This window comes from Giesbergeria giesbergeri (assembly GCF_054779375.1).
Genome location: NZ_BAAGYJ010000002.1, coordinates 26,065 through 45,586, shown reverse-complemented (window position 1 = coordinate 45,586; position 19,522 = coordinate 26,065). Strand labels below are relative to the sequence as shown.

Below are 19,522 nucleotides of genomic sequence, written 5' to 3'. Positions count from 1 at the left end.
CCATGAAAAAACTGAACAAAGTGGCGATGTTGTTTGCCTCTGCAGCGCTTGCAACCGCCGCTGGCGCACAAACTGTAGACAACTGGAAAAACGGCTCTGGTGATCTGGTTTGGAAAAACGGCAGCAATGAACTGTGCTGGCGCGATGCCAACTGGACACCCGCTACAGCTGCTCCAGGTTGCGATGGTGCTTTGGCTGCACCTGCTCCCGCACCTGCTCCCGCACCTGCTGCGGCTCCCGCCGCACCTGCAGCACCCGCTGCCGCAACCACTGCTCCTGCCGTAGCCAGCAAAGTCACTTATGCTGCCGACGCCTTCTTCGACTTTGACAAGGCTGTGCTCAAGCCCGCTGGTAAGGCCAAGCTGGATGAACTGATTGCCAAGGTCAAGAGCGTCAACCTGGAAGTCATCATCGCTGTGGGTCACACAGACTCCGTGGGTTCGGATGCCTATAACCAAAAGCTGTCTATCCGCCGCTCTGAAGCCGTGAAGGCATATCTGGTGTCTAAGGGCATCGAGAAGAACCGCGTTTACACTGAAGGCAAGGGCGAAAAGCAACCCGTCGCTGACAACAAGACCAAAGATGGCCGCGCCAAGAACCGCCGCGTGGAAATCGAAGTGGTCGGTACCCGTCCCGCTCAGTAATCCTACCGATTGCTGTAAAAAAGCCCCGCACGCGGGGCTTTTTTTATGGTCGGCAGCATACTCCTGCCCTGCTTTGCTAGAGAATCACTCCATGAACCACCACACCGAGAACGTTGATCTGGCTGAATTGGCCAAGTTTTCTGACCTGGCCCACCGCTGGTGGGATACAGAGAGCGAGTTTCGCCCACTACACCAAATCAATCCATTGCGCTTAGATTGGATCAATAGTTTGACTCCTCTGCACGGCCAACGTGTGCTAGATGTGGGTTGTGGCGGTGGCATTTTGGCTGATGCGATGGCCCGCAAAGGGGCAGAGGTAGTAGGCATTGATTTGGCAACCAAATCCCTACGGGTAGCGCAATTGCATGCGTTAGAAGCACAAACCCCAAATGTCAACTACCGCGAAATCAGTGCTGAAGCCTTGGCAGAAGAAGCACCCAGCACTTTCGATGTCGTTACCTGTATGGAAATGATGGAACATGTGCCCGATCCCCAATCCATTGGGCATGCTTGTGCGCAGCTGGTGAAACCAGGGGGCTGGGTATTTTTTTCTACCATCAACCGCAATACCAAAGCGTTTTTATTGGCAATTGTGGGGGCAGAATACATACTGAACATGCTACCCAAAGGCACTCACGAATACGCCAAATTTATTCGTCCCAGTGAGCTAGCAGCCCACTGCCGTGCTGCTCAGCTAGACGTACTGCACACCCGTGGTCTGCAATACAACCCCTTGACTCAACGTTACTGGCTCAGCAACGACACTAGCGTCAATTATCTTATTGCTACCCGTCGGATAAGCTGATGCCATCGATCACTATGTTCAAGAACGTAAAAGCCGTCTTGTTCGATTTGGATGGTACTCTGATCGACAGTGCCCCAGACTTAGGGGCTGCTGCTGACAAAATGCGCACTGACCGGGGTTTGCCTTCATTACCAGCACAACGTTATCGACCGATGGCAGGTGCTGGGGCACGCGGCCTGCTAGCCGAAGCCTTTGGCATCACACCAGACGATGCCGACTTTGTGCAAATGCGTGAGGAATTTTTCCAAAACTACGCAGCACGCCTCACCCAAAACACAACCGTTTTCACAGGCGTTCCCGAGTTGATAGCCCGCTTACAAACGCACCAGCTGCCTTGGGGTGTAGTGACAAACAAGATAGCCCGCTTTACCACCCCTTTAGTGCAGTCCCTGCCTCTATTTCAAACAGCGGCAACAGTGGTCAGTGGTGACACCACAGCCCATGCAAAACCCCATCCAGCCCCTCTACTCTATGCCGCACAACAGCTCGGGGTACAAGCTTGTGATTGTATTTACGTGGGTGACGATGCACGCGACATTGTGGCAGGACTGGCTGCTGGTATGGGCACAGTGGCGGCCACCTATGGTTATTTGAGCAACCAAGCTGATGCCCAACAATGGGGGGCTCATGCCGTGGTTAATTCTCCACAGGGACTGTTGCAATATTTGAATCTGGCCTAGAATGAGGGATAGGGGCTGCCCTGGTTTCGACGTGGGTTCGGAATTGGTGTGGTGCATGTCGAGCTTGATTGGCGCTCGTAAATCTGCATTCAACAAACTAACTGCAAACGACGAACGTTTCGCACTCGCCGCTTAAATCCGGTGAGCCTTGCAACAGCACGCTAGTGGGCTGGGCAAGGGGGTCGTAAGATCTCCAGGCTGCAAGGTAATTTACATTAGCTGGTTTTGCATCGGGTACCTTGGTGCAAAACAAGATTTAAGGGTACTGGCATTTGGTGTAGCGTGCGACTGCGCGGCACCGAATGTAAGATCCAAAACAGACCGCTAAACATGTAGATCTGCCCAAAGAAGGCTTGCGGACGGGGGTTCAATTCCCCCCAGCTCCACCACACAAGACAACGCCAGACAATGAGTGTCCCTCTAGTCTGGCGTTTTTTTGCCCATAGATTGCCTTGAGTTGTCCTGAAATTCACACCGAAATCACACCCACTTCACACCGATCCCCATGTTTGACTGTCGCTACTGCATCATGTGGGCATCTAGCTAGTGATTTTTTGTGAGAAATTGAAACAGGTTCGCCGCAGATTGAGGCTCAAGGTAGCCTCGTTGGGGCTGCGGTAATCACAGGCCAAGCTTGGGTGATGGTTCTGACATCACTTGCGTGCCCATCAGCTTTTTCGACCATGCCTGCATACGCTGCACGGCAGTCGTCGAATACGGTGCCGAGGGCAGCGGCGTACTCAAGGACGGCGGCGGGGGGAGCTGCGGCAAGTTGGCGGGCTGTGTTGGCGTTTTGTTCGCGCAGGCTGTCAGAAACAGCGTGCAGGTGGCGAAGATCCGTATGAAGTGCAGCTTCACGGGTGCGTGCGACATTGAGAGCCTCTATGTAAGTTTTGCTGATTGCGCGTTCATTAGCACGGCCCTGAGTCTGGGCTTGTAGCTTTTCTTCCATACCAGCCAGCCGGGCATCAGCCACGGTGGCATCCATCCGGGCGTCTTGAAACGTCCAAACGGCGGCAGCAGCCACGCTGGCCATAATCAAGTGGGTGAATAGACTCATGCTGGGTCTCTGGGATAGCCGGGGTGGCCCCAGTGCAGGCATAGCTCCTGCGTAGCGCCACGGCGATCAACTAGGCCTGGCAGGGTCACCAGCTCACCCTTGACGCGGCCTTTGACCCATTTGACCAGCTCGTTACAGCCCCCATCCAGATCACCCACTGCAAATTTGCGCCGCAACGTCGATTCGCGGGCTTTGGTCTCGCCCACGTTGTAGAGCCAGTCAATCAGTGCACCTTTTTGCCACTGGTTGAGTTGGTCGTACCCAGCAATCAAACGCCGGGCGCTAGCTTCGGCGCGTGCCAGATGCTTTTGCTCCAGCACCCGGCACTCTGTTGCTGTGTAGAGCCTGCCACGCACTACATCAGACCCCGTTACCCCCCGGCACACCGTCGGGATGCCTACGGGGTCTAAATAGACACGATACAGCACCGTGCCATCGGGTTGGGTAACTGTTGGGCCATCACCTTCATACCACGCCCCTAGTGCTGCTGCTACTGCAATCGCACCACTGGTGCTAACGGCCAACAGGCGTTTTTTCAGCAGCTCGTTCATCCTTTCACCCCACGCATGGCACTCCATGCCCCAGCCAGTGTCACGCACAGCGCAATGATGGCTGCCACAGGCCGTGCCAATGTCCCAACCCAGTTCAGAACTTTGAAGGCCCCTTGCATCGCTTCAAAAAACTCCAGCAGATCGGTGATCTGCATCCGCAGCTCATGTTGATCTTTCCGGGTCGCTGCGACATCAGATTCGATATTGCCCATTCGCTTGTCGCCCTCGACTAAACGCTGGAATACCGCACTCGCGGGCAGTTGGTTACCGAAATCGTCTTGCATATTGCCTCCTCTCAGGCATAAAAAAACCCGGCGAGGCCGGGTGGTGGGGGAGTGGTCTGGGGCATCTATGTCCCCTTGGATTTGTTGCAGTGGTCGGGGTCGATGGCATCCAGTAGGCGGCACAAGATGCAGCCCCAGCGCGATCCCTGATCGCGTGCCCGTGCGGCGCGGCTGCTGACCGTTTCGTCTTCGCTGCCGTTGAAGGCGGTGTTCGCGTTCTGGTCTTTGGATATGGCCAGCTTCCATGCCCTGTACGTTGAAAACACCACCGACCACAGGTAGCGCGCCCACCAGAGGACATCAGCGGCCAAAAACAATGGGATCAAGGCCAGCAGAATCAGCCGGGTCTTGACGCCCCCGGCCAAAGTCAAAAGCTGCGCTTTAATGCTGGCCAGCCCACAGTCACATCAATAGCCGCAATGTCCTCAGCCGTCTGCGCCACAGCAATCTGATCCCACAGCTTCTGCCGGTGCCCGGTGAGCGCGCCGTGGATCTGCCGATATGCCGTATCCATTGTGAGCACACGGGCCGCCAGTTCAGCTTTGTCGATACCACGGGCTGCGCTGGCTGCATCCAGCCACGGCGTCACAGCTTGGGGGTCGGTGGTATAGGCGGTGGCTTCTGCGGTCTGTATGGGCCAGCTTTCGCGTTCGTATTGTGAGTACCCTGAGGCCAAGGTTTGAACACGAGCGTTGTACTCATTAAATAGTGCTGCACGAGCTGCTTCTACTAAGTCAGCAAACAGCACTGATTTGGTAGGCTTTGTAAATTTACTACCATCGTAAATGTCGCCAATTGACGCTGTGCCCGATGGAATCCATCTGCATTCAGCGGCATGAAATTCATCTGATTCGACAACATTAACAACAAATCCATTATTAACGATAGCGTAGCGCATTATGCATACTCCTCGACTATACAAACCCCCGATTTGCCCGGCCCACCGCTGGCACCATTACCAAGTGAGTGGGCACCACTACCTCCACCACCATAACCATACGCTGGTGCTAAACCTGCTCCATTACGATTTGGAGCACCACCAAAACCCAGAAGAGAATTCCCGCCAGGAAAGCTGCTGTTTACTGGATATGTGCTACTGCCGTTTGTCATTCCCGGTTCGCCTCCAATCAGAATTTGTCCGATAGTTCCATATCCACCGACAGAGCCAGAAAGTCCTCCTCCATTGGCTTGCAATCCCCCCATTCCTCCCGTAGCTGCGCAATACGAACCAAATGATGTAGTTCCACCATTGCCGCCGTCAGTCGCCGTAGCAGCACCGCCCGCCCCAATAATTACAGCGACTGTAGATATTGCAGAAACATCTAACAGAGTTTCTGCATAACCAGCTCCCGCTCCACTACCACCAATCGTTCCACTAGCGCCCCCAACACCCCCACCAGCGCCTCCACCACCAACAAGCCGAATACGCACCTTTTTTGTGCCTTGGCCTCTTGTCCATGTGCTACTGGCTGTAATTACAGTAATTCGCAATAGGCTTCCGGTGATTGACTTCGCAATTGCCTGAGACGTGCGAAGCGATGTCATCGGCTTAGTGTTTTCTATGCCCGCTTCTGCCTCTGCCTGAGTTGGTGCTATTACTAACCCAGTCAATCCATTAATGCTGGTGACGGTTGTTACATTGCCAGTCTGCCCGTTAACTGTACTAACGCCAGATACTCCTGTAACTCCGTGTACCCAACCAGCAGAATTGGTATAACAGCGAATGAATCCAGAGACTAAGTTAATGTACCAATTCCCGTCAACAAGTGGAGCTCCACCGGAGCCAGTCGCCGGGTCTGAATTCAGCGGGCCCAAGTACAGGCGTGTTACATATCTAGCCTCTGCTGCTGATACAGCAGCAGCAGAGGCACTATTTATCGCCTCTACAGCAGCAGTTCCAGCCGCACTGGCATGTAGCCCAGCTTGGCCAGCTGCTGCTTGTGCAGCGGTTGCATCTTCTGCAACTGCCAGCGCATTGGTGTAGACGTTGGTGGCTAGTGCATTGATGCCCGGTACCATCACCTCCCCTTCCCATCTCATGCGCTCCTCATAGTCGGCATCAAAATCCGCTTCTGCTTTGCTTGCATCCGGCACCACAGGTGCAGGGCCAATTGAGATTGGTGCAGTTGCCATCAAATATTTCCTTCCACGGTTAAGTCGCATATCGCCGTTTCATAGCGATAGCGCAGGGGGGATTTCGTTGCGAAGCCAAAAGCACAAAGCCCGGTAAAACCGGGCTTTAGGCTCAAAATCCAGCACACAGGCCGGTTCAATAAAAGCTCTAGCTCTTGTACACATCGATCCGCTTGGGATCGCTCCATCAGTACGGTGAACGACAGGTTCTTCGCGCTGCCGCGCGGAACGATCTTGTAGGTGCCGTCGGCTTCAGTTTTTCTGTACGTGAAACTGCGGGGGTCTACCATTGCGTCTGTCTGCGTGCCGCCAAAACCACCACGGCCGTGCAGGGCGGTCAACTTGCCACGTATCAGCATGCCTATGGCCCGTGTACTGGTGCCGCTGGCGGCAACCGTGACGCTGATTTCCGCATCCTTGTGGATTGGCAAGCCCGTGAAAATCAGCGATGTACGGCTGCGACGCTGGCCGTAGCCGTAGTCCCAGTAGCCGCGCGCCGGATATTGCAAGCGCACGGTTTTGCTGTAGAGCACGACACCATTGGCCGTAATCGTCAGCGTGACCGTTTTGCCTCGCAGTCCGTACAGCACCACAGCATTCACAAACCGACTTTTGAGCTGGTAGGTGATGTCGGTGGTAGCCGTAATGGCGGTCGAGGTGTACACGTCGAATGGAGCCCAGCGTTGTGTCGGCCTCATATCATTCCAGCCAGTTGGGTCAGCTTCTGGGCTGATCGTCTTGTCACCTGCAACAGCACAGCGATAGACCCGGTGTGCCGCTGCAACGTGCCTTTCCTCGCCTACAGCGTAGGTTGCAGCCGTCCAGGCTGGGGTCGGGTCTTCCGCAGGCCCAGACAAGAGTTGAGCCTCCGTTGTCTCTATCGGATCAATGTAGTAAGCCATCAAAAATCCTCAAACAGATGTGGCCACAATGTCGGCACGCATAGCGTTGCCGCCCTCCGTGACCTGATCCCAGAGCTTGAGTAGCTCAGCACGGGCCACTTTGGCATCGTCCCCCTGCTGTTCCAGCCTTTCAATTCGTGCCAAAAGCTGCTCAAAGAGCTGCTCTAGCCGGGCGCTGTTGCCAGCACCGCCCAATATCTGCTGGGTATCCAGTGCAGACCAGTAGCGAGCCGGGCCGGTGGCCTCGATTTCTGGCCCTCGTTCACCCACCAGCCGCAAGCCCCCTACGTGATGGCCACCAGCAACAAACGCAGGCAGCCCGTTAGAAGCAGCCCAGGCCAAAATGTCGCTGGTGTCTGTATTGGAGTACCCCAGTTGCTGTGCAACTGCAGCAACATCTGCACTGGTCAATCCATGTGCAACTGCGTATTCATGCACTGGTGTGAGATCGCCCGTCACATTGCTTGCGTGTTCTAACAATGAAGCGGGAATTGCAAAATTTTTATGGTCTGCGATAGCACCCGAATCTGTGTAGCTACCCGTCGTTCCACCTCCTGCCCCGCTGGCACTGGGCATGGCCGAGGATGCAGCAGCACGGGCTGCCGTCAACCCAGCAATGGACGCATTGAGTGACCCCATAGCGGCTGCAACTGAGTGCACGCTGATGTCGATACCTTTAGCAACGCTGACCTGATCTTGGGCCGATTTGAGCTGCTCGTCCAGTGCAGCCAGCTGTGCATCGCGGGCTTTCTCAATCGCACTGATCTGGTCTTGGGCCAACTTGTTGGCATTGGTCAGGCTATCGAGCTGCAGTTCCTGCACAGATTTCTGTGCATCGACTAGGCTGCCCAATTCGTCCAACCTGCCCGCTTGCACGAGTTGCGCGAACTCAAAATCTGCCACGGTGGCATAGCCATCCATGTTGTCTTTGCTGACAGCACTGATCGCATCCCGCAGCTTTGCAGCATCAGGCAGCGTGCCCGCTTTGGCCAGCGAGAGCGACATGTCGATATAGCTGCGGGCCTGTAGCAAATCCGCCTCTGCATTGACACCACCGCGCAGGCTCTTGACCGCGTCCGTAATGGTGCCAAACAGTCCCGTCAGCGTGTTGACCTGCCCTTGGGCCTCCGTAATCGCTTTGGCCCCCGCATCCATGCCTGTGCGCAGCGCCTCAATCTGCGCCGCAGCAGCTTTGCTGATCTGGTTTTTGTCAGCATCGACAGCCCGTTGCACCCCCGACATGGCCGCATCCATCGCAGTGGCCGCGTCCGTGAGGGCGTACAACCGCATTTGCAGTGGCCGGTTACTGGCATCCAGTGCTGCCAGCTCACGCTCACGCAGAAGGGCCGTTTGGCCCAAGGCTTGCGCGATGGACTGCTCCAAGCCTTGGCGCTGCTGCATGGCTGCGACTTGGGCATCAATGGCATGGGCGTAGTCATAGGCCGCCACTTGCGCCGCTGTCATGCCGTGGATGTCCAGCTCACGTTGCAGTGCCAACGCCCCTTGCGCATCCCCTTGGGCCTGCAGCAACTTGATGTCGGCCCCAGTGCGGGTAGCCGCCACTGCCGTGGCCTCTTGCATCGCCGTGATTTGCTGGTCGATGGCGCGGGCATAGTCGTAGACGGCCACCTGTGCAGCGGTCATGCCACGGATGTCCAGCTCACGCTGCAACACCAGCGCCTCTTGCTCCTTGCCTTGGGCTTGGAGCAGCTTGATGTCGGCCCCCGTGCGTGTGGCTGCCACGGCATCCGCAGCGGCCTGTGCTTGCAGTTTGAGATCAATGAGGCTGCCCCCAAACTGCAAAACCGCGTTCTTGGCCTGTGGCCCCGCATCCGACTGCACAAAGGCCAGCACGGCGGTTTTGATGTCTTCAACGCCAATCGAATCCAGAACTTTCGCACTGAAATCAACACCGATACCCAGCGCCGGATTGTTGAGCTGGTCAGTAATGCGCTGCACACGGTACTGGCCTAACGCCTCTGGCGTCAAGAATTTTTCGGCTAGGCTGTCCGCCGTGCCCACCAGCGCCTCCATCGCCGTTTTGAGGTCCGTGGTGGCCTGAATTTGGGCACGGGTAGCGGCGTTGACGTCGTACTGGGCAATTTCGAGGTCAGTCCAACCCTTGATTGCCAACTCGCGTTCTGCCCGTAGCGCCGCAGATTCGTTGCCCTGTGCGCGCAGTAGGTCAATCGCCAGCGCAGCTGCATCGCTGCGCAGGGCGTTGAGGTTCTGCTGGGCGCGGATCTGCTCTTTGAGCGCATTGTTTTGCGCCAATTGCAGACTGTACAGCTCCCGATTTGCGGCATCCCAGCCCTCGGTGGCCTTGTTCAGCTCCATCAGGGCAGCGGCAGTGTCATTGCCTTGGGCGCGCAGCAGCTCAATTTGTAGACTCAGGCCATCGGTTTTGAGGCCATCTAGGGCGTCTTTGATTCGTTTTGCAAGGTCTTCTGCGGCTTTCTCTGCTGCGCTTTGCTGCTCCTCCTTTGCTTTGTTGACATCGGGCTTCCAGTATGTGGGCTGGTAGTCCATCGCCGCACCAGCACTGCCCAAAGCTGAGCCCACCGTGGTTTTGATCTGATCCAGCGCCGCCTTGAAATCCACGTTCGTGAAAATCGCATTGAGCGCCTGAGCCTGCGCCGTGGCCTTTTGCACCACAGCGTCAATGCTTGATTGCGACAGTGCCTCAGACACGCTGGCACCCGTGGCTAGGGCATCTAGCATGGGGGTGATGATGCCCACGTTGACGGTATCGAAAATCTGGCCAGCACCGGCGGTCATTACGGTTTGCTCAATGCTGGAAACCAGCGAGAGCGCCACGTTCTGGCCTGCGGTGGCCGCGTCAGTCGTTGCAAGGCCCTCAGCGAATTTCTGCACCAAGCTGTCGCGGTCAGCCCCAAACTGGGTGAGCAGCGTCTTGGGCCAAGCGGCAAACTGGGCAAGTGCATCCAAGCCGTCAAGACCCGCCAGTTTTTCCAGCGCGTGCTCTGCCCATGCCGGAATGTTGGCCTTGGCAAGCGCGTCCAGCATGGCCCGGCTGGCGTCATTGGTCAGCTTGGTCATCGCCTCGCTGCTGTTCTCGCCCAGATTGCGGTTTTTGTAGCTGGCCAGCGTGTCGCCAGTGGCTTTGTCGATCAGGTCAAAGTAGCCAAATGCGCTCTTGTCTTTGCTCTTGCCGCTCAAATCCGCAGCAAAACCAAGCGTCAGGTCGAACTGGTCACTGGCTGTGCCGAGCATCTTGGCCAGGTCGTCAAACGTCTTGACAAGCCCCTGGCCAACTTTCTCGAGTGGCTTGCTAATGGCTTCATTCGCACGATCAACAAGGTCACGAGCAGCCGCACTGTCGTTCTGCGTGACGCGCATGGCCGTGTCCATGTTGGCAGGGCTGCTGGTCGAGTAGATGCCACCGCTGTGAACTTCACCGATAGAGCGGCCAATACCGCCAGCTAATAGGGCGCCGACACCGGCTAATGCCCAACCCCACCCAGGAATGGCTGCCAACGATGAACCAAGGCCGGATAACCCGGTGACGGCCGTTGCGCTGGGGCCGACCATACTGGCTGCAATGGTTGCCCCGCTATAGCCCGCAGCTACCTCTGCAAAGCCGCTGGTTATGGCCGTACCGATGGCGCTAGATGCCACTGATCCCAAAATACCACTACCGGCCTGACCAGTTGCTGGGTTGCCAAACGACCCGATGGCATTCGTAATGGCCCCAGCCACTGGCCTAGATGCAGCGGCAAAAGTGGGCTGCAGCACCATCGACTCAAAAACACGCTCAGCTTCGTCAGCAAGACTTTGGGCAAAAGACTCGCCGCGCCCAAACCCTCGCATCAATGCGTCGGTTAAGGACGTTTCAATTTGACCACTGGTGCGGAAGAAATCGTCTTGCAGCACTTTGTTGACTGCCGTGCTGCGCTCAATCTCCGCCTTTTCTTCTGCCTTTGCTCGTTGTTCAGCCTTTTTCTTATCATCGAATCCAGAGCGATTAATCTTGTCCAGCTCTTTCGCGAGATCTACCTCGACTTTGCGCAAAGCCACGATCTTGGCCCGCTCTACAGCACTCAGGCCGATCAATCGGTATTCATCCTCATAGAGCGCAGCTTGGGCCTTGGCAGTCACAATGCCCGCATCCAAGGCTTCATCTGATTTCTTGTACCGACTTTCGGCTTTGGCTGCGTTCAGCCTGACTGTGGCCTTCCATTCCTCAGTGAGTTGGTCGATAAGTTGCTGGGAGTCACCGAGACTCATCGCAATGCCCACTGCATCTTGGGCACGTTGCGCATTCAGGGCTTCAATGGCAGCTTCAGACTTGCCATAGACCGCATTAGCAGCCTCAAGATTCTCGGCCTCCTTGATCAACGACTGGATGCGCTGCTGAATGGAAGCGACTTGCTTTTGCTGGACAGCAATCGCGTCTTCCATGACCTTATTGGCTTTTTCTTGTTCCCCGCGCTGTTGGGCCAGAGCAGCTTTTTCCAAATACAGTGTCGCAACTTTTTTGTCGCGCTGTGCATTGGCCAACCCAGTGAATTTTGCTGCCTCGCGTTCGCCCTCCGTCTGTTTTTGATAGGGCACACCAGTGCCTTCTGCTTGCAACTGCGCTGTGAGCTGGCGGCCTATGTCCCGCACCGAGTCCAGACGGGCCTTGAGCTGGGCCAGTTCATTGTCGGCAGTTTGCTGGCGTTTGGCGGCGGCGGCAGAACCTTTGTCGGCCAGGTGCTTGATGGCTTCATCACGCTCTTTCGCAATCGCCTTTTCATACTCGGCTTGGGCTTGGACGGCCTTATTGAGCTTGTCTGTCTTTTGGTCTTCAGTGAGTTTTGTACTGTTTTGGGTCTCTTTCTCCAGAGTCTTGAAAGCCCGTTGAGATGCCTCTAGAGATTCCTTGTACTTGTTTTGGATGTTGGTGGCAGTCTTGGCGTGCTCAGTGAGCTTTTTCCATGCGTTCTCAGCGGATTCTGCGCTTTGCCCCAAAGTGGTTGTACTGGTAGCAAGCCCAGCATTCGATTTTTGGAGCTTGTCAATATCCGCTTCTACATTGGCAAGTGCAATATTCAGTTCGCTAGCTTTGCCATATGTCAGCTCGCCTTGCGCGTTGTAGTAGGTGCGAATAGCCCCACCAGCCAAAATAGAACTATCGCGCACCTCACGCAACTTTTGCGCGTAGGCTTGCATGGCAGCAATATCCCCAGCCTCCACCCGCTTCCCATCAAACCCAGCATCCATCGCACGCTTGTAGCGCATAGCTGATGCAGCGGCATCGTCTGCGGCACCAGCGGCACTCCGATACCACATTACCAATCCAGCAATGGCGGCAACGGTGATACCTACAGTGCCGCCCAATGCCCCCATTACCGCGCTCATCGTTCGTCCAGAAGAGCTTGCTGCATCTTGAGCGGCGGCCAATTGGCGGACAGCAACGGCATGAGCCTCAGTAGCAGCAGTACTTCCCAGTGACGTAGCGGTCGCTGCGGCCATAGCGCCCGTGCGGGCGACATTGGCTTCCAACTCAGCAATATAGGCCACGGTTTTCTGCCGGGAGGTCATAACAACCGTTTCATTGGCAGCCGCTTCAGCAGCAGATTGCACTGCGGCAAGGCGAGATGCCTCTGTTTTTGTGATGATGGCCGATGCTGTGGTAGCCAAGTCGGACGCAATGCTGCCCACCTTGTATGCAGCCCATGCAGCAACCATGAGTTGGATGGCATCGCGGTATTCCCACAGCGTGGTGATACCCGTTTTCATGACGCCTGCTCCAGCAACAACGCTGCTGGAGATGTCCTGCAAGCCTGCTACCAGTTGTGGGTTGATCTGGATGTTCTTCGACTCGTCAATTGTCACGAACAACCCAGACATCTCTCCAGCTGCTGTACCGATTGCAGCTGTGAGTGGATCCATGCCAGCGGCAGCAACACGGATAGCACCCTCTTGAAGTTGATCCAGCTTTCCTTGTAGCGTTTGGCCGTATGCCTCAGAAGAGGCCTCAAATCCCTTGAGCTTGTCGATCAAAAATGCAAACAGGCCTTCTGAACTTGCTTTGGCCTTGGAAATATCTTCATCTTTCAGGCCCAATGCCGTTGCCAGCGTAGAACTGGATGCAGTGATGCCCCCAGCCACGAGATCGCGCAGTTCTTGTACCAGTTGGTTTGACCCCAGCCCCATCGACTTGACGGCATTGGCCCCCACCACTGTCAGTTCGCGGATCTGTTCTAGCCCCATACCCGCTGCCAAGCCGGGGGCCAGCAGCGCCTGAAAAGTAGAGACCAATTCCTTGCTACTCGCAGCCGTGCGCAACGCATCGTCGTTGAGCTTGAGGATCATGTCCTTGGAAATAGACAGAGCTTGGTTGTATTTGACCTGCTCACCACCAAGAGTTGCCACAGAGCCAATAACCCCGGCCATGCCCACTGCGGACACTTCCAGATCCTTGGCAAAGTTGAAGCCCTCGCGTGGCAGCTTGGTTACAGCGTCGGCAATACCGCCAATCAGCTTGGTCACCACACCAAGGCCAGCGCCAGCAGCAACGACACCACCCAGCGACAAGCTCAACCGATCCATGTGGGCAGCAGTGGCAATACTGGATTGATCAATTCCACCTAAGTTGCGCGTAACCTCAGCCGCCATTTGTGCGGCAGATGCCCCAGTGTTTTGCGTGCTGCGGGCCACGGCCTTGTGTGCATCCTCCGCTTTGCGCAACTGGGCCAGATATGGCTCCAGCACATCGCTGCCAACCCCACGCTGGCGTGCGATGGCTTCAAAATAGTTGGCGGTGCCTTTTTTGCCCGCCTCCAGCTCTGCCGTAGCCCGCTGGATGGCTGCAATCATGTTGCGAGATGCACGCTCTACGCCCTGGCTGGCTGCATCGGCACCAGTTCCTAGGCCACCTAGGCTACCAGCCGTCTGGCTGGCCTCCTTGCCAGTAGCAGCCAGAGCATCAGTGACTTTGTCCGCAGCGTCTCCGATGCGATTGAGGCCAGCTGCTGCTTTGGTGCCGGATTGCTCCACCTTCGCGGCCATGATTTCAGCATTGGACTGCACATTCTGGATAGTGCCACTGGCTTGATCCTCTGCAGTAATAGCAATACCGAATTTACGATCTTGAGACATAACTGGAGCCCAAAAGAAAAGCCCGCATCAGCGGGCCGAAAACACATTGCGGCGCTAAGAACGGGGTTGGTTTAGCACCGCCATCTCCATGTGCTGCACATCTGCAAACAGCACATCCCATTCCGATTGATCGCCTCCGGTCAGGCGATCTAGCTGCGGATACAGGGCCTCATAGCGCAGGCCTACACGCCCCCCACCGCCAAAGCCCACTGCCCAGTTCCACTGCGTCTGCATACCTACAAAAAGATGCAGCACAGGCCAGTTTTCCGGCCAAACCTCTACCGAGTCTTCCCAGTAGTCCTCTGGCATAAAACCCTCTGCAACCTCTGGGCTAGGCCGGAAAAATGCAACCGCAGCGGCGCTTAGTTTCCCAAGCGGCCATGCACCATGGCGGCGCGATACGCTTCAAACAGCTCAGAGGCCGCCGCTGGGACTTCGTCAAACAGTTGACCGAGGTTTTCAGGGGTCAAGTCATATTCGAGATTCCAGCCAGCCAAGAACTGCAACGTGTGATCCACATTGATGCGATTGGCGTCGTCGAGAGCTGCCGTAAAAGTGACCTGTTCTGGCGGGGCCACAGGCTGTTCCTGTTGATCTTGACCAGCATCAGGGGCAGGCGCTTGGGGCTTGGGCTTGCTCAGCGAGTCCCAGAGCTGACCAAATTCGGTGCGCGTGCGGTATTTGAACTTGCATTCAATGGCGTGGATCTCGCCGGTGGGCAGGGTCAGTTGCACAGTCGCTGGGATGGTTTCGGGGCGCTTGCCCAAAATGAATGCAGCAGGCTTCTTTTTAGCGGTGGTAGTCATGTTGATCTTTCAAAAACGGGAGAGAAATGGGAAATAGCTGCGCACAGCGGGATTGCCGTGGCAGCATCGGTAGGGGGGCGATCAGGAGGCGTAGCGGGTGGAGCGGGATTTGCCAGAGAACACGGCACTCACTGCATTGACTTGGCCGTCTTGCATCTTGACTTCTTCATTGAAGGCCACGGTGCAAGCCAGATAGCTTGTCGCACCGTTTTTCAGCGTGACGCGCTGGATGGTGTCGGCACCACTGGCGGTCAGGCTCACCAATGCGGCGTAGCCCGCTGTTTCGAGGGCGTCAGCATCAACGTCCAACTGCCGCGAAACAGCACTGAAACCGTCGTTGATTTCCAGCTCGTTTTCAGAGTCAAGGTAGCGGAACGTGGATTTCTTCGCGTCACCGCCGGAGGTGTTCACTTTCAGAATCTTCAGCACATCGACCCAAGTGTTTGCCTTGGCAAATGCACCTGCACCGCCACCGGCAGAGAATTGCTTGGTATCGCTAGTGTTGGCGTGCTGACCCTCCAGCGTGAAAGTGTCAGCTGTCACAGCCTTGACGCGGAATGGTTTGTTGTCGATACGGCCCCAGCCGCTGTACAGCATGATGATGTCGCCCGCTTGCAGGCCGTGGGTGTCACAACTGCAAACGGCCTCGGTAGCATTCGAGATAGTGGTCACAGCCTTTTTGACCGAGAACTCAGTGGCAAGAGCGATTTTGCTGCCACCTGGGAGAGAAGCCATGGTGTAGTCCTTTCAGAAACGAAAAACCCGCCGTGTTGGCGGGTCGGTGGTGCCCCTACGGGCAAAAAAACCGCTGGTAGCGGTGGTGTTGTGGCTACCGGGCACCACAGACGGTGAACGTCTGTAAATACCCGCTGGCCACATCAGCATCGTCGTAAGCCAATATGGGCTCCCCATGCACTGTGGTAACGAGTGCTGGAGCAGCGCAAAGAGCCTCCTCGATCTGCTGGATCAGTTCAAACGCCTGCATGGGAGTGGCCGCCCACGCATTGATTTGGATTTCAGGGCTGCGTGTGGATGCTGCGGCGTTGTCCAGATAGCGCAGAGACTGCCCGCCAACGTGCTGCCATGTGACATAGGGCACCTCGGTATCTACGGGGGCAGCACCTACGGTCACACGGGGGCAGCAGATGTGCAACACAGCAACCATGTCGGCTTCTAGGCTCATCGTTGCGATCTTTCCTTACGACCCAAGCGGCTATGCAGCTCATCAACAGCGGCCTGCATTGCAGGCTGCGTGGCACTACTTGCAGCACGACGGGCAAAAGCTCGCCCCAAGTGTTGTTTGGGGCCGCCTTTGCGAGGCATATAGTAGGCATCTTTTTCGGCTTGGCTTGCATGGCGTCCAGGCTTAGGCTTACCCCGCATATTGGGTCGTACTAAGGTCTTCCAGCGGCCATTGATCAGACGCACCTCATACCGTTGTATCCAGCCGTATTCCAGCCAGTGACCATGCGGGGCCTTTTTGTGGTTCCAAGACACGTTGTATTGGGCACGTTTACCTTCGCGTGAATGCTCACGGCTGTATTTTTGGTAGATTGCCGACTCAAGGTTGCCTTTTTGTTTACCAATAGCCCGCACGTTAGCAAGCATGTGATCCCGATAGACTTGGGCTGCTGCCTGTGCTGCTGGACGGACTGCCTGAGCGACATCCTCTTGCAGTTGGCTCATGAGGGCCTGCAAATCCCCCATATCAGCCTTCATACTGAATGTATTGGCACCAGTGAGTTTCTTCTTTGTCATGGTTTCGGCCCTACGATGAGTTTGCACACGAGATCAACGTGCCGACGTGTCGCGTCAGGCAGCACAGCCTCAATGTCATACGCTTGATCAGCGTAAAGCGCACGCATACCCGCAGTGATTCCTGTACGCCAGCCGATCCTGATGGATGCACGCACAGTCGATGTTTCAGCGCCAGCTCGAATGGCACTGATACCGGATTGATGGACAACCTCCGCCCAGACCTTCACCACATCTTCCCAAGCCTGCGGCAGTGGTGTGCCCCAGTTGTCTTTGCTGTCAATTCGGTGCTGGATAGTGATTCGATGATTGCGTTGACCACGGTTCATAGCCATCGTCTTTCACGATCCAGCAGGCCAGAAAGATATGCAGGAGGGTTACTGGGCTTACCCGATGTAGCTGCACTGGTGAGTTGGTGGCAGACCATAGCAATGATGTATGCACGGACATTCTCTGGACAGCCCACATTCACCGTTACCCGCACACGCACACCAGGCACTTTCAGTAGCGGTGGCAAGGCGCCACCACCATAGACGATTCTGGTTGTACCGTTCGCATCACGCTCCAGCGTCCAATCGGGCATTTCGGCCCACCCAGTCGCCAGATCCAAGGTTTCAACCTTCACCAGTTCAGTGACTAGCTGTAGCGGCCAGATATCCGTAGGCCAGTCGTCGTAGCCTAGGCGCATCGTGCATGGCAAGAACAGCCGCTCACACTCATGTTCGGCCACTAGCCGGGCGGATTTGATCAACGTAGCGATGTGACCATCCAGCTCAGTGATGTCGTTATCAATCCGGGCGCTGACCTTCACCTCATCGACAGTGACAGGCTCCTGACCCAGTTCAGTGACGGTTGTGGTCAGCAGCATGTCAGACGCTGCCCGACAGAGACAAATGGCCTTTGATCAGCACAGCGCCAGCGGCTACCGAAGTGCCGCTGGTCTTGGTGATCACCATGCGAACATAGCGTTTATTGCCACGGTAGCCCACGGCATAGGCGGTATCGGCGGCCAGCGATGCGGGGAATGCCCCCAGCAGGTCGTCCGCAGCTACGTCCACGCCGTCAGCCAGATCAGCAGCGTTGCCATGCACCAGTTTGACAACAAACAGACCATCGCCAACGATAGCCCCGGTATTGATCACCACAGTAGCAGAGCCTGCGCCTTGCAGGTCTACGATAGGTGCATCCGCCTTCGAGGCAGATTGCACAGCAGGGGCCAGCGCCAGCACGGTTGCAATAGAGCTTTTCAAATCAGACATGGCTTTTCCTTGGCTTAGGCAGCAGCGAATTTCAGGAACTTCACGGCTTCAAAATTAATAGCACCGCCACCGGTGCGCCGCGTGCTGTAGAAGCGAACGTAGGGCTTGGCGGTGTACGGGTCACGCAGGGTGCGAACCCCAATGCGATCAACGATGAGGTAAGCCTCACGGAAGTCGCCAAACGCTAGGGACAGAGAACCATCGGCCAATGCGGGCATGAATTGGTCAATGCGTACTGGGTAACCATTAAGACGATCTGGCTGACCCGCTTGGACGGACGGCTCCCACAAGTAGCGGTCATCAGAGCCTTTGAGCTTGCGCATTTTGGTGCGCACCTCACGGCGCATAACGAACTGGGCGTTTTGCAGGTACTGATCCTTGAAAGCACCTTGCAGATCCTGAATGGGATCGAGCTTGGTGGTGTGGAAATCGCTATTGGCCCCAGTGATGATGTGCTGGAAGGTGCCCCATGGGCGCGTATCGTCACCAGTTGCCGCCGTGGAGTAAGCGGCCAAGCCGCGTGGCTTACCAACGCCATCACCCGTCCAGAATGCCGCCCCTTCCACCCGCGCAAATTTAGTACCCACCTTGTTGGCCAGCCACGCCTCGATGTCGGTGGCAGCATCGTCGATCAGCTTTTGCGTGACCTTGGGCTGGGCATACATCTCATGCGCTTCGATGCGGTACTTACCAACTTGCGGTGTATCGGTATCGTTGCGGGTGCCCATTTCAGATACCCAGCCAGCATCCGCTTCGTCGTTATCCACAACGCCCTCGACCGCATCGGTGCTGATGGTTTGCACCGTGGCGAGTTGGCGCATCAGGGACTGCTCTTGCACCTTCTGGATCATGCGGCCCACCGTGGGGGCAGGGAGGAGATAGCCGCCGTCAGGGTCAGAGCCAGCAGACATGGCCTTGCGTTCATCAGCAGTCAGGCGCTCGATGTCGCCGTGGCGCACCAAGCTGAAAAATGCGCTCTTGTACTGGGTGTACGCATCCACCGAGATTTCAGCAGGGATAGGGCGGCCTTTGGACTGGAAATCGGCGCGTAGCATGGCATTCCAGCTTTTGCACTCGGCCTCAAGGTCGGTTTTGTCTTTTTTGCCGCCAGCACCGGGGCGCTGCAGTTCCAGCATCAGCTTATCAAACTCGGATTTCAGCTGGGCCAGTTGATCCATGTCCTTGCTGATTTTGGCCAGCTTGGTTTCCAGATCTGCTACTGCCTTGCCATCGGCCTTGGCTTGGATCAGCTCATCATTGGTCTTCTTGAACTCCTCCCAAGCCTTGCCTTGGTCTTCGATCAGCTTTTTGATTTCCACCACACTGCTGATTTCGCCGGACATTGCCATAGGCACCATGCCGATGCCAGCCAAGGCTGCGGGGTCAATCATGGGATGCCCCATCAACGCCAATACAGCGAGCACAGCGATGCCAACCAAGAGGCCAAGTGTCAGATTTTTACGAGTGAGTTTCACGGGGTTTACCTTTCAGAAATGAAAAAGCCGCCTTAGTGGCGGCCCTGTTGGGGATGGATAC

At 56.2% G+C, this 19,522-nt stretch carries 20 protein-coding genes and 1 other RNA gene; 4 read left to right on the top strand and 17 right to left on the bottom strand.

The features are described 5' to 3' along the window. Nucleotides 1–2 precede the first annotated feature (2 nt). From ompA to ssrA, 4 genes are all read left to right on the top strand, one after another. On the top strand, nucleotides 3–644 hold the full coding sequence (ompA, locus tag ACYVB2_RS04345; protein WP_382431140.1) for an outer membrane protein OmpA: 642 nt from the start codon (nucleotides 3–5) through the stop codon (nucleotides 642–644). A 91-nt stretch (nucleotides 645–735) separates the two neighbouring features. Beyond that, nucleotides 736–1,449, top strand: coding sequence for a bifunctional 2-polyprenyl-6-hydroxyphenol methylase/3-demethylubiquinol 3-O-methyltransferase UbiG (ubiG, locus tag ACYVB2_RS04340; RefSeq protein WP_460535452.1), 714 nt, complete (start codon nucleotides 736–738; stop codon nucleotides 1,447–1,449). Nucleotides 1,450–1,463: 14 nt separating this feature from the next. Next, the gene (locus ACYVB2_RS04335; protein WP_382431260.1) at nucleotides 1,464–2,129 is read left to right on the top strand and encodes an HAD family hydrolase; all 666 of its coding nucleotides are present in this window, start codon (nucleotides 1,464–1,466) and stop codon (nucleotides 2,127–2,129) included. Nucleotides 2,130–2,140: 11 nt separating this feature from the next. Further along, nucleotides 2,141–2,518: a transfer-messenger RNA gene (ssrA, locus tag ACYVB2_RS04330) on the top strand. A gap of 203 nt (nucleotides 2,519–2,721) precedes the next feature. On the opposite strand, the gene ACYVB2_RS04325 is transcribed toward ssrA, so the two are convergent. The 17 genes from ACYVB2_RS04325 to ACYVB2_RS04245 all read right to left on the bottom strand — a co-directional run bounded on the left by ACYVB2_RS04325 (nucleotide 2,722) and on the right by ACYVB2_RS04245 (nucleotide 19,461). Then, on the bottom strand, nucleotides 2,722–3,189 hold the full coding sequence (locus ACYVB2_RS04325) for a hypothetical protein (RefSeq protein WP_382431144.1): 468 nt from the start codon (nucleotides 3,187–3,189) through the stop codon (nucleotides 2,722–2,724). Further along, the gene (locus tag ACYVB2_RS04320) at nucleotides 3,186–3,740 is read right to left on the bottom strand and encodes a lysozyme (RefSeq protein WP_382431146.1); all 555 of its coding nucleotides are present in this window, start codon (nucleotides 3,738–3,740) and stop codon (nucleotides 3,186–3,188) included. Before ACYVB2_RS04320 ends, ACYVB2_RS04325 begins: the two co-directional genes overlap by 4 nt. Next, the gene (locus tag ACYVB2_RS04315) at nucleotides 3,737–4,024 is read right to left on the bottom strand and encodes a hypothetical protein (protein WP_382431148.1); all 288 of its coding nucleotides are present in this window, start codon (nucleotides 4,022–4,024) and stop codon (nucleotides 3,737–3,739) included. Before ACYVB2_RS04315 ends, ACYVB2_RS04320 begins: the two co-directional genes overlap by 4 nt. A 65-nt stretch (nucleotides 4,025–4,089) precedes the next feature. Beyond that, a complete protein-coding gene (locus tag ACYVB2_RS04310; RefSeq protein ID WP_460535447.1) occupies nucleotides 4,090–4,389 on the bottom strand; it encodes a hypothetical protein in 300 nt (99 codons plus the stop codon). Nucleotides 4,390–4,391: 2 nt separating this feature from the next. After that, the gene (locus ACYVB2_RS04305; RefSeq protein WP_382431152.1) at nucleotides 4,392–4,922 is read right to left on the bottom strand and encodes a hypothetical protein; all 531 of its coding nucleotides are present in this window, start codon (nucleotides 4,920–4,922) and stop codon (nucleotides 4,392–4,394) included. Then, complete coding sequence (locus tag ACYVB2_RS04300) at nucleotides 4,922–6,187, bottom strand: glycine-rich domain-containing protein (RefSeq protein WP_382431154.1); 1,266 nt, start codon at nucleotides 6,185–6,187, stop codon at nucleotides 4,922–4,924. Before ACYVB2_RS04300 ends, ACYVB2_RS04305 begins: the two co-directional genes overlap by 1 nt. Further along, entirely contained in the window at nucleotides 6,157–7,059 is a 903-nt protein-coding gene (locus ACYVB2_RS04295; protein WP_382431156.1) for a hypothetical protein, read from the bottom strand. Before ACYVB2_RS04295 ends, ACYVB2_RS04300 begins: the two co-directional genes overlap by 31 nt. A 9-nt stretch (nucleotides 7,060–7,068) precedes the next feature. Then, nucleotides 7,069–14,166 carry a coiled-coil domain-containing protein gene (locus ACYVB2_RS04290; protein WP_382431158.1) on the bottom strand — a complete coding sequence of 2,366 codons (7,098 nt, stop codon included), beginning with the start codon at nucleotides 14,164–14,166 and terminating at the stop codon, nucleotides 7,069–7,071. A gap of 54 nt (nucleotides 14,167–14,220) precedes the next feature. Next, on the bottom strand, nucleotides 14,221–14,475 hold the full coding sequence (locus ACYVB2_RS04285; protein ID WP_382431160.1) for a DUF1799 domain-containing protein: 255 nt from the start codon (nucleotides 14,473–14,475) through the stop codon (nucleotides 14,221–14,223). Between the two features lie 53 nt (nucleotides 14,476–14,528). Then, on the bottom strand, nucleotides 14,529–14,972 hold the full coding sequence (locus tag ACYVB2_RS04280) for a phage tail assembly chaperone (protein ID WP_382431162.1): 444 nt from the start codon (nucleotides 14,970–14,972) through the stop codon (nucleotides 14,529–14,531). An 81-nt stretch (nucleotides 14,973–15,053) separates the two neighbouring features. Then, complete coding sequence (locus ACYVB2_RS04275; protein ID WP_382431164.1) at nucleotides 15,054–15,707, bottom strand: phage tail tube protein; 654 nt, start codon at nucleotides 15,705–15,707, stop codon at nucleotides 15,054–15,056. Between the two features lie 94 nt (nucleotides 15,708–15,801). After that, nucleotides 15,802–16,155 carry a tail completion protein gp17 gene (gene gp17 / locus ACYVB2_RS04270; RefSeq protein ID WP_382431166.1) on the bottom strand — a complete coding sequence of 118 codons (354 nt, stop codon included), beginning with the start codon at nucleotides 16,153–16,155 and terminating at the stop codon, nucleotides 15,802–15,804. Further along, entirely contained in the window at nucleotides 16,152–16,730 is a 579-nt protein-coding gene (locus tag ACYVB2_RS04265; RefSeq protein ID WP_382431168.1) for an HK97 gp10 family phage protein, read from the bottom strand. Before ACYVB2_RS04265 ends, gp17 begins: the two co-directional genes overlap by 4 nt. Continuing rightward, the gene (locus tag ACYVB2_RS04260; RefSeq protein ID WP_460535438.1) at nucleotides 16,727–17,056 is read right to left on the bottom strand and encodes a phage head closure protein; all 330 of its coding nucleotides are present in this window, start codon (nucleotides 17,054–17,056) and stop codon (nucleotides 16,727–16,729) included. Before ACYVB2_RS04260 ends, ACYVB2_RS04265 begins: the two co-directional genes overlap by 4 nt. Continuing rightward, nucleotides 17,053–17,595, bottom strand: coding sequence for a hypothetical protein (locus tag ACYVB2_RS04255; RefSeq protein WP_382431172.1), 543 nt, complete (start codon nucleotides 17,593–17,595; stop codon nucleotides 17,053–17,055). Before ACYVB2_RS04255 ends, ACYVB2_RS04260 begins: the two co-directional genes overlap by 4 nt. 1 nt (nucleotide 17,596) lies before the next feature. Then, the gene (locus ACYVB2_RS04250) at nucleotides 17,597–17,986 is read right to left on the bottom strand and encodes a hypothetical protein (protein WP_382431174.1); all 390 of its coding nucleotides are present in this window, start codon (nucleotides 17,984–17,986) and stop codon (nucleotides 17,597–17,599) included. Nucleotides 17,987–18,000: 14 nt separating this feature from the next. Beyond that, nucleotides 18,001–19,461 (bottom strand): phage major capsid protein, encoded by a 1,461-nt coding sequence (locus tag ACYVB2_RS04245; protein WP_382431176.1) that lies wholly within the window; start codon nucleotides 19,459–19,461, stop codon nucleotides 18,001–18,003. Nucleotides 19,462–19,522 lie beyond the last annotated feature (61 nt).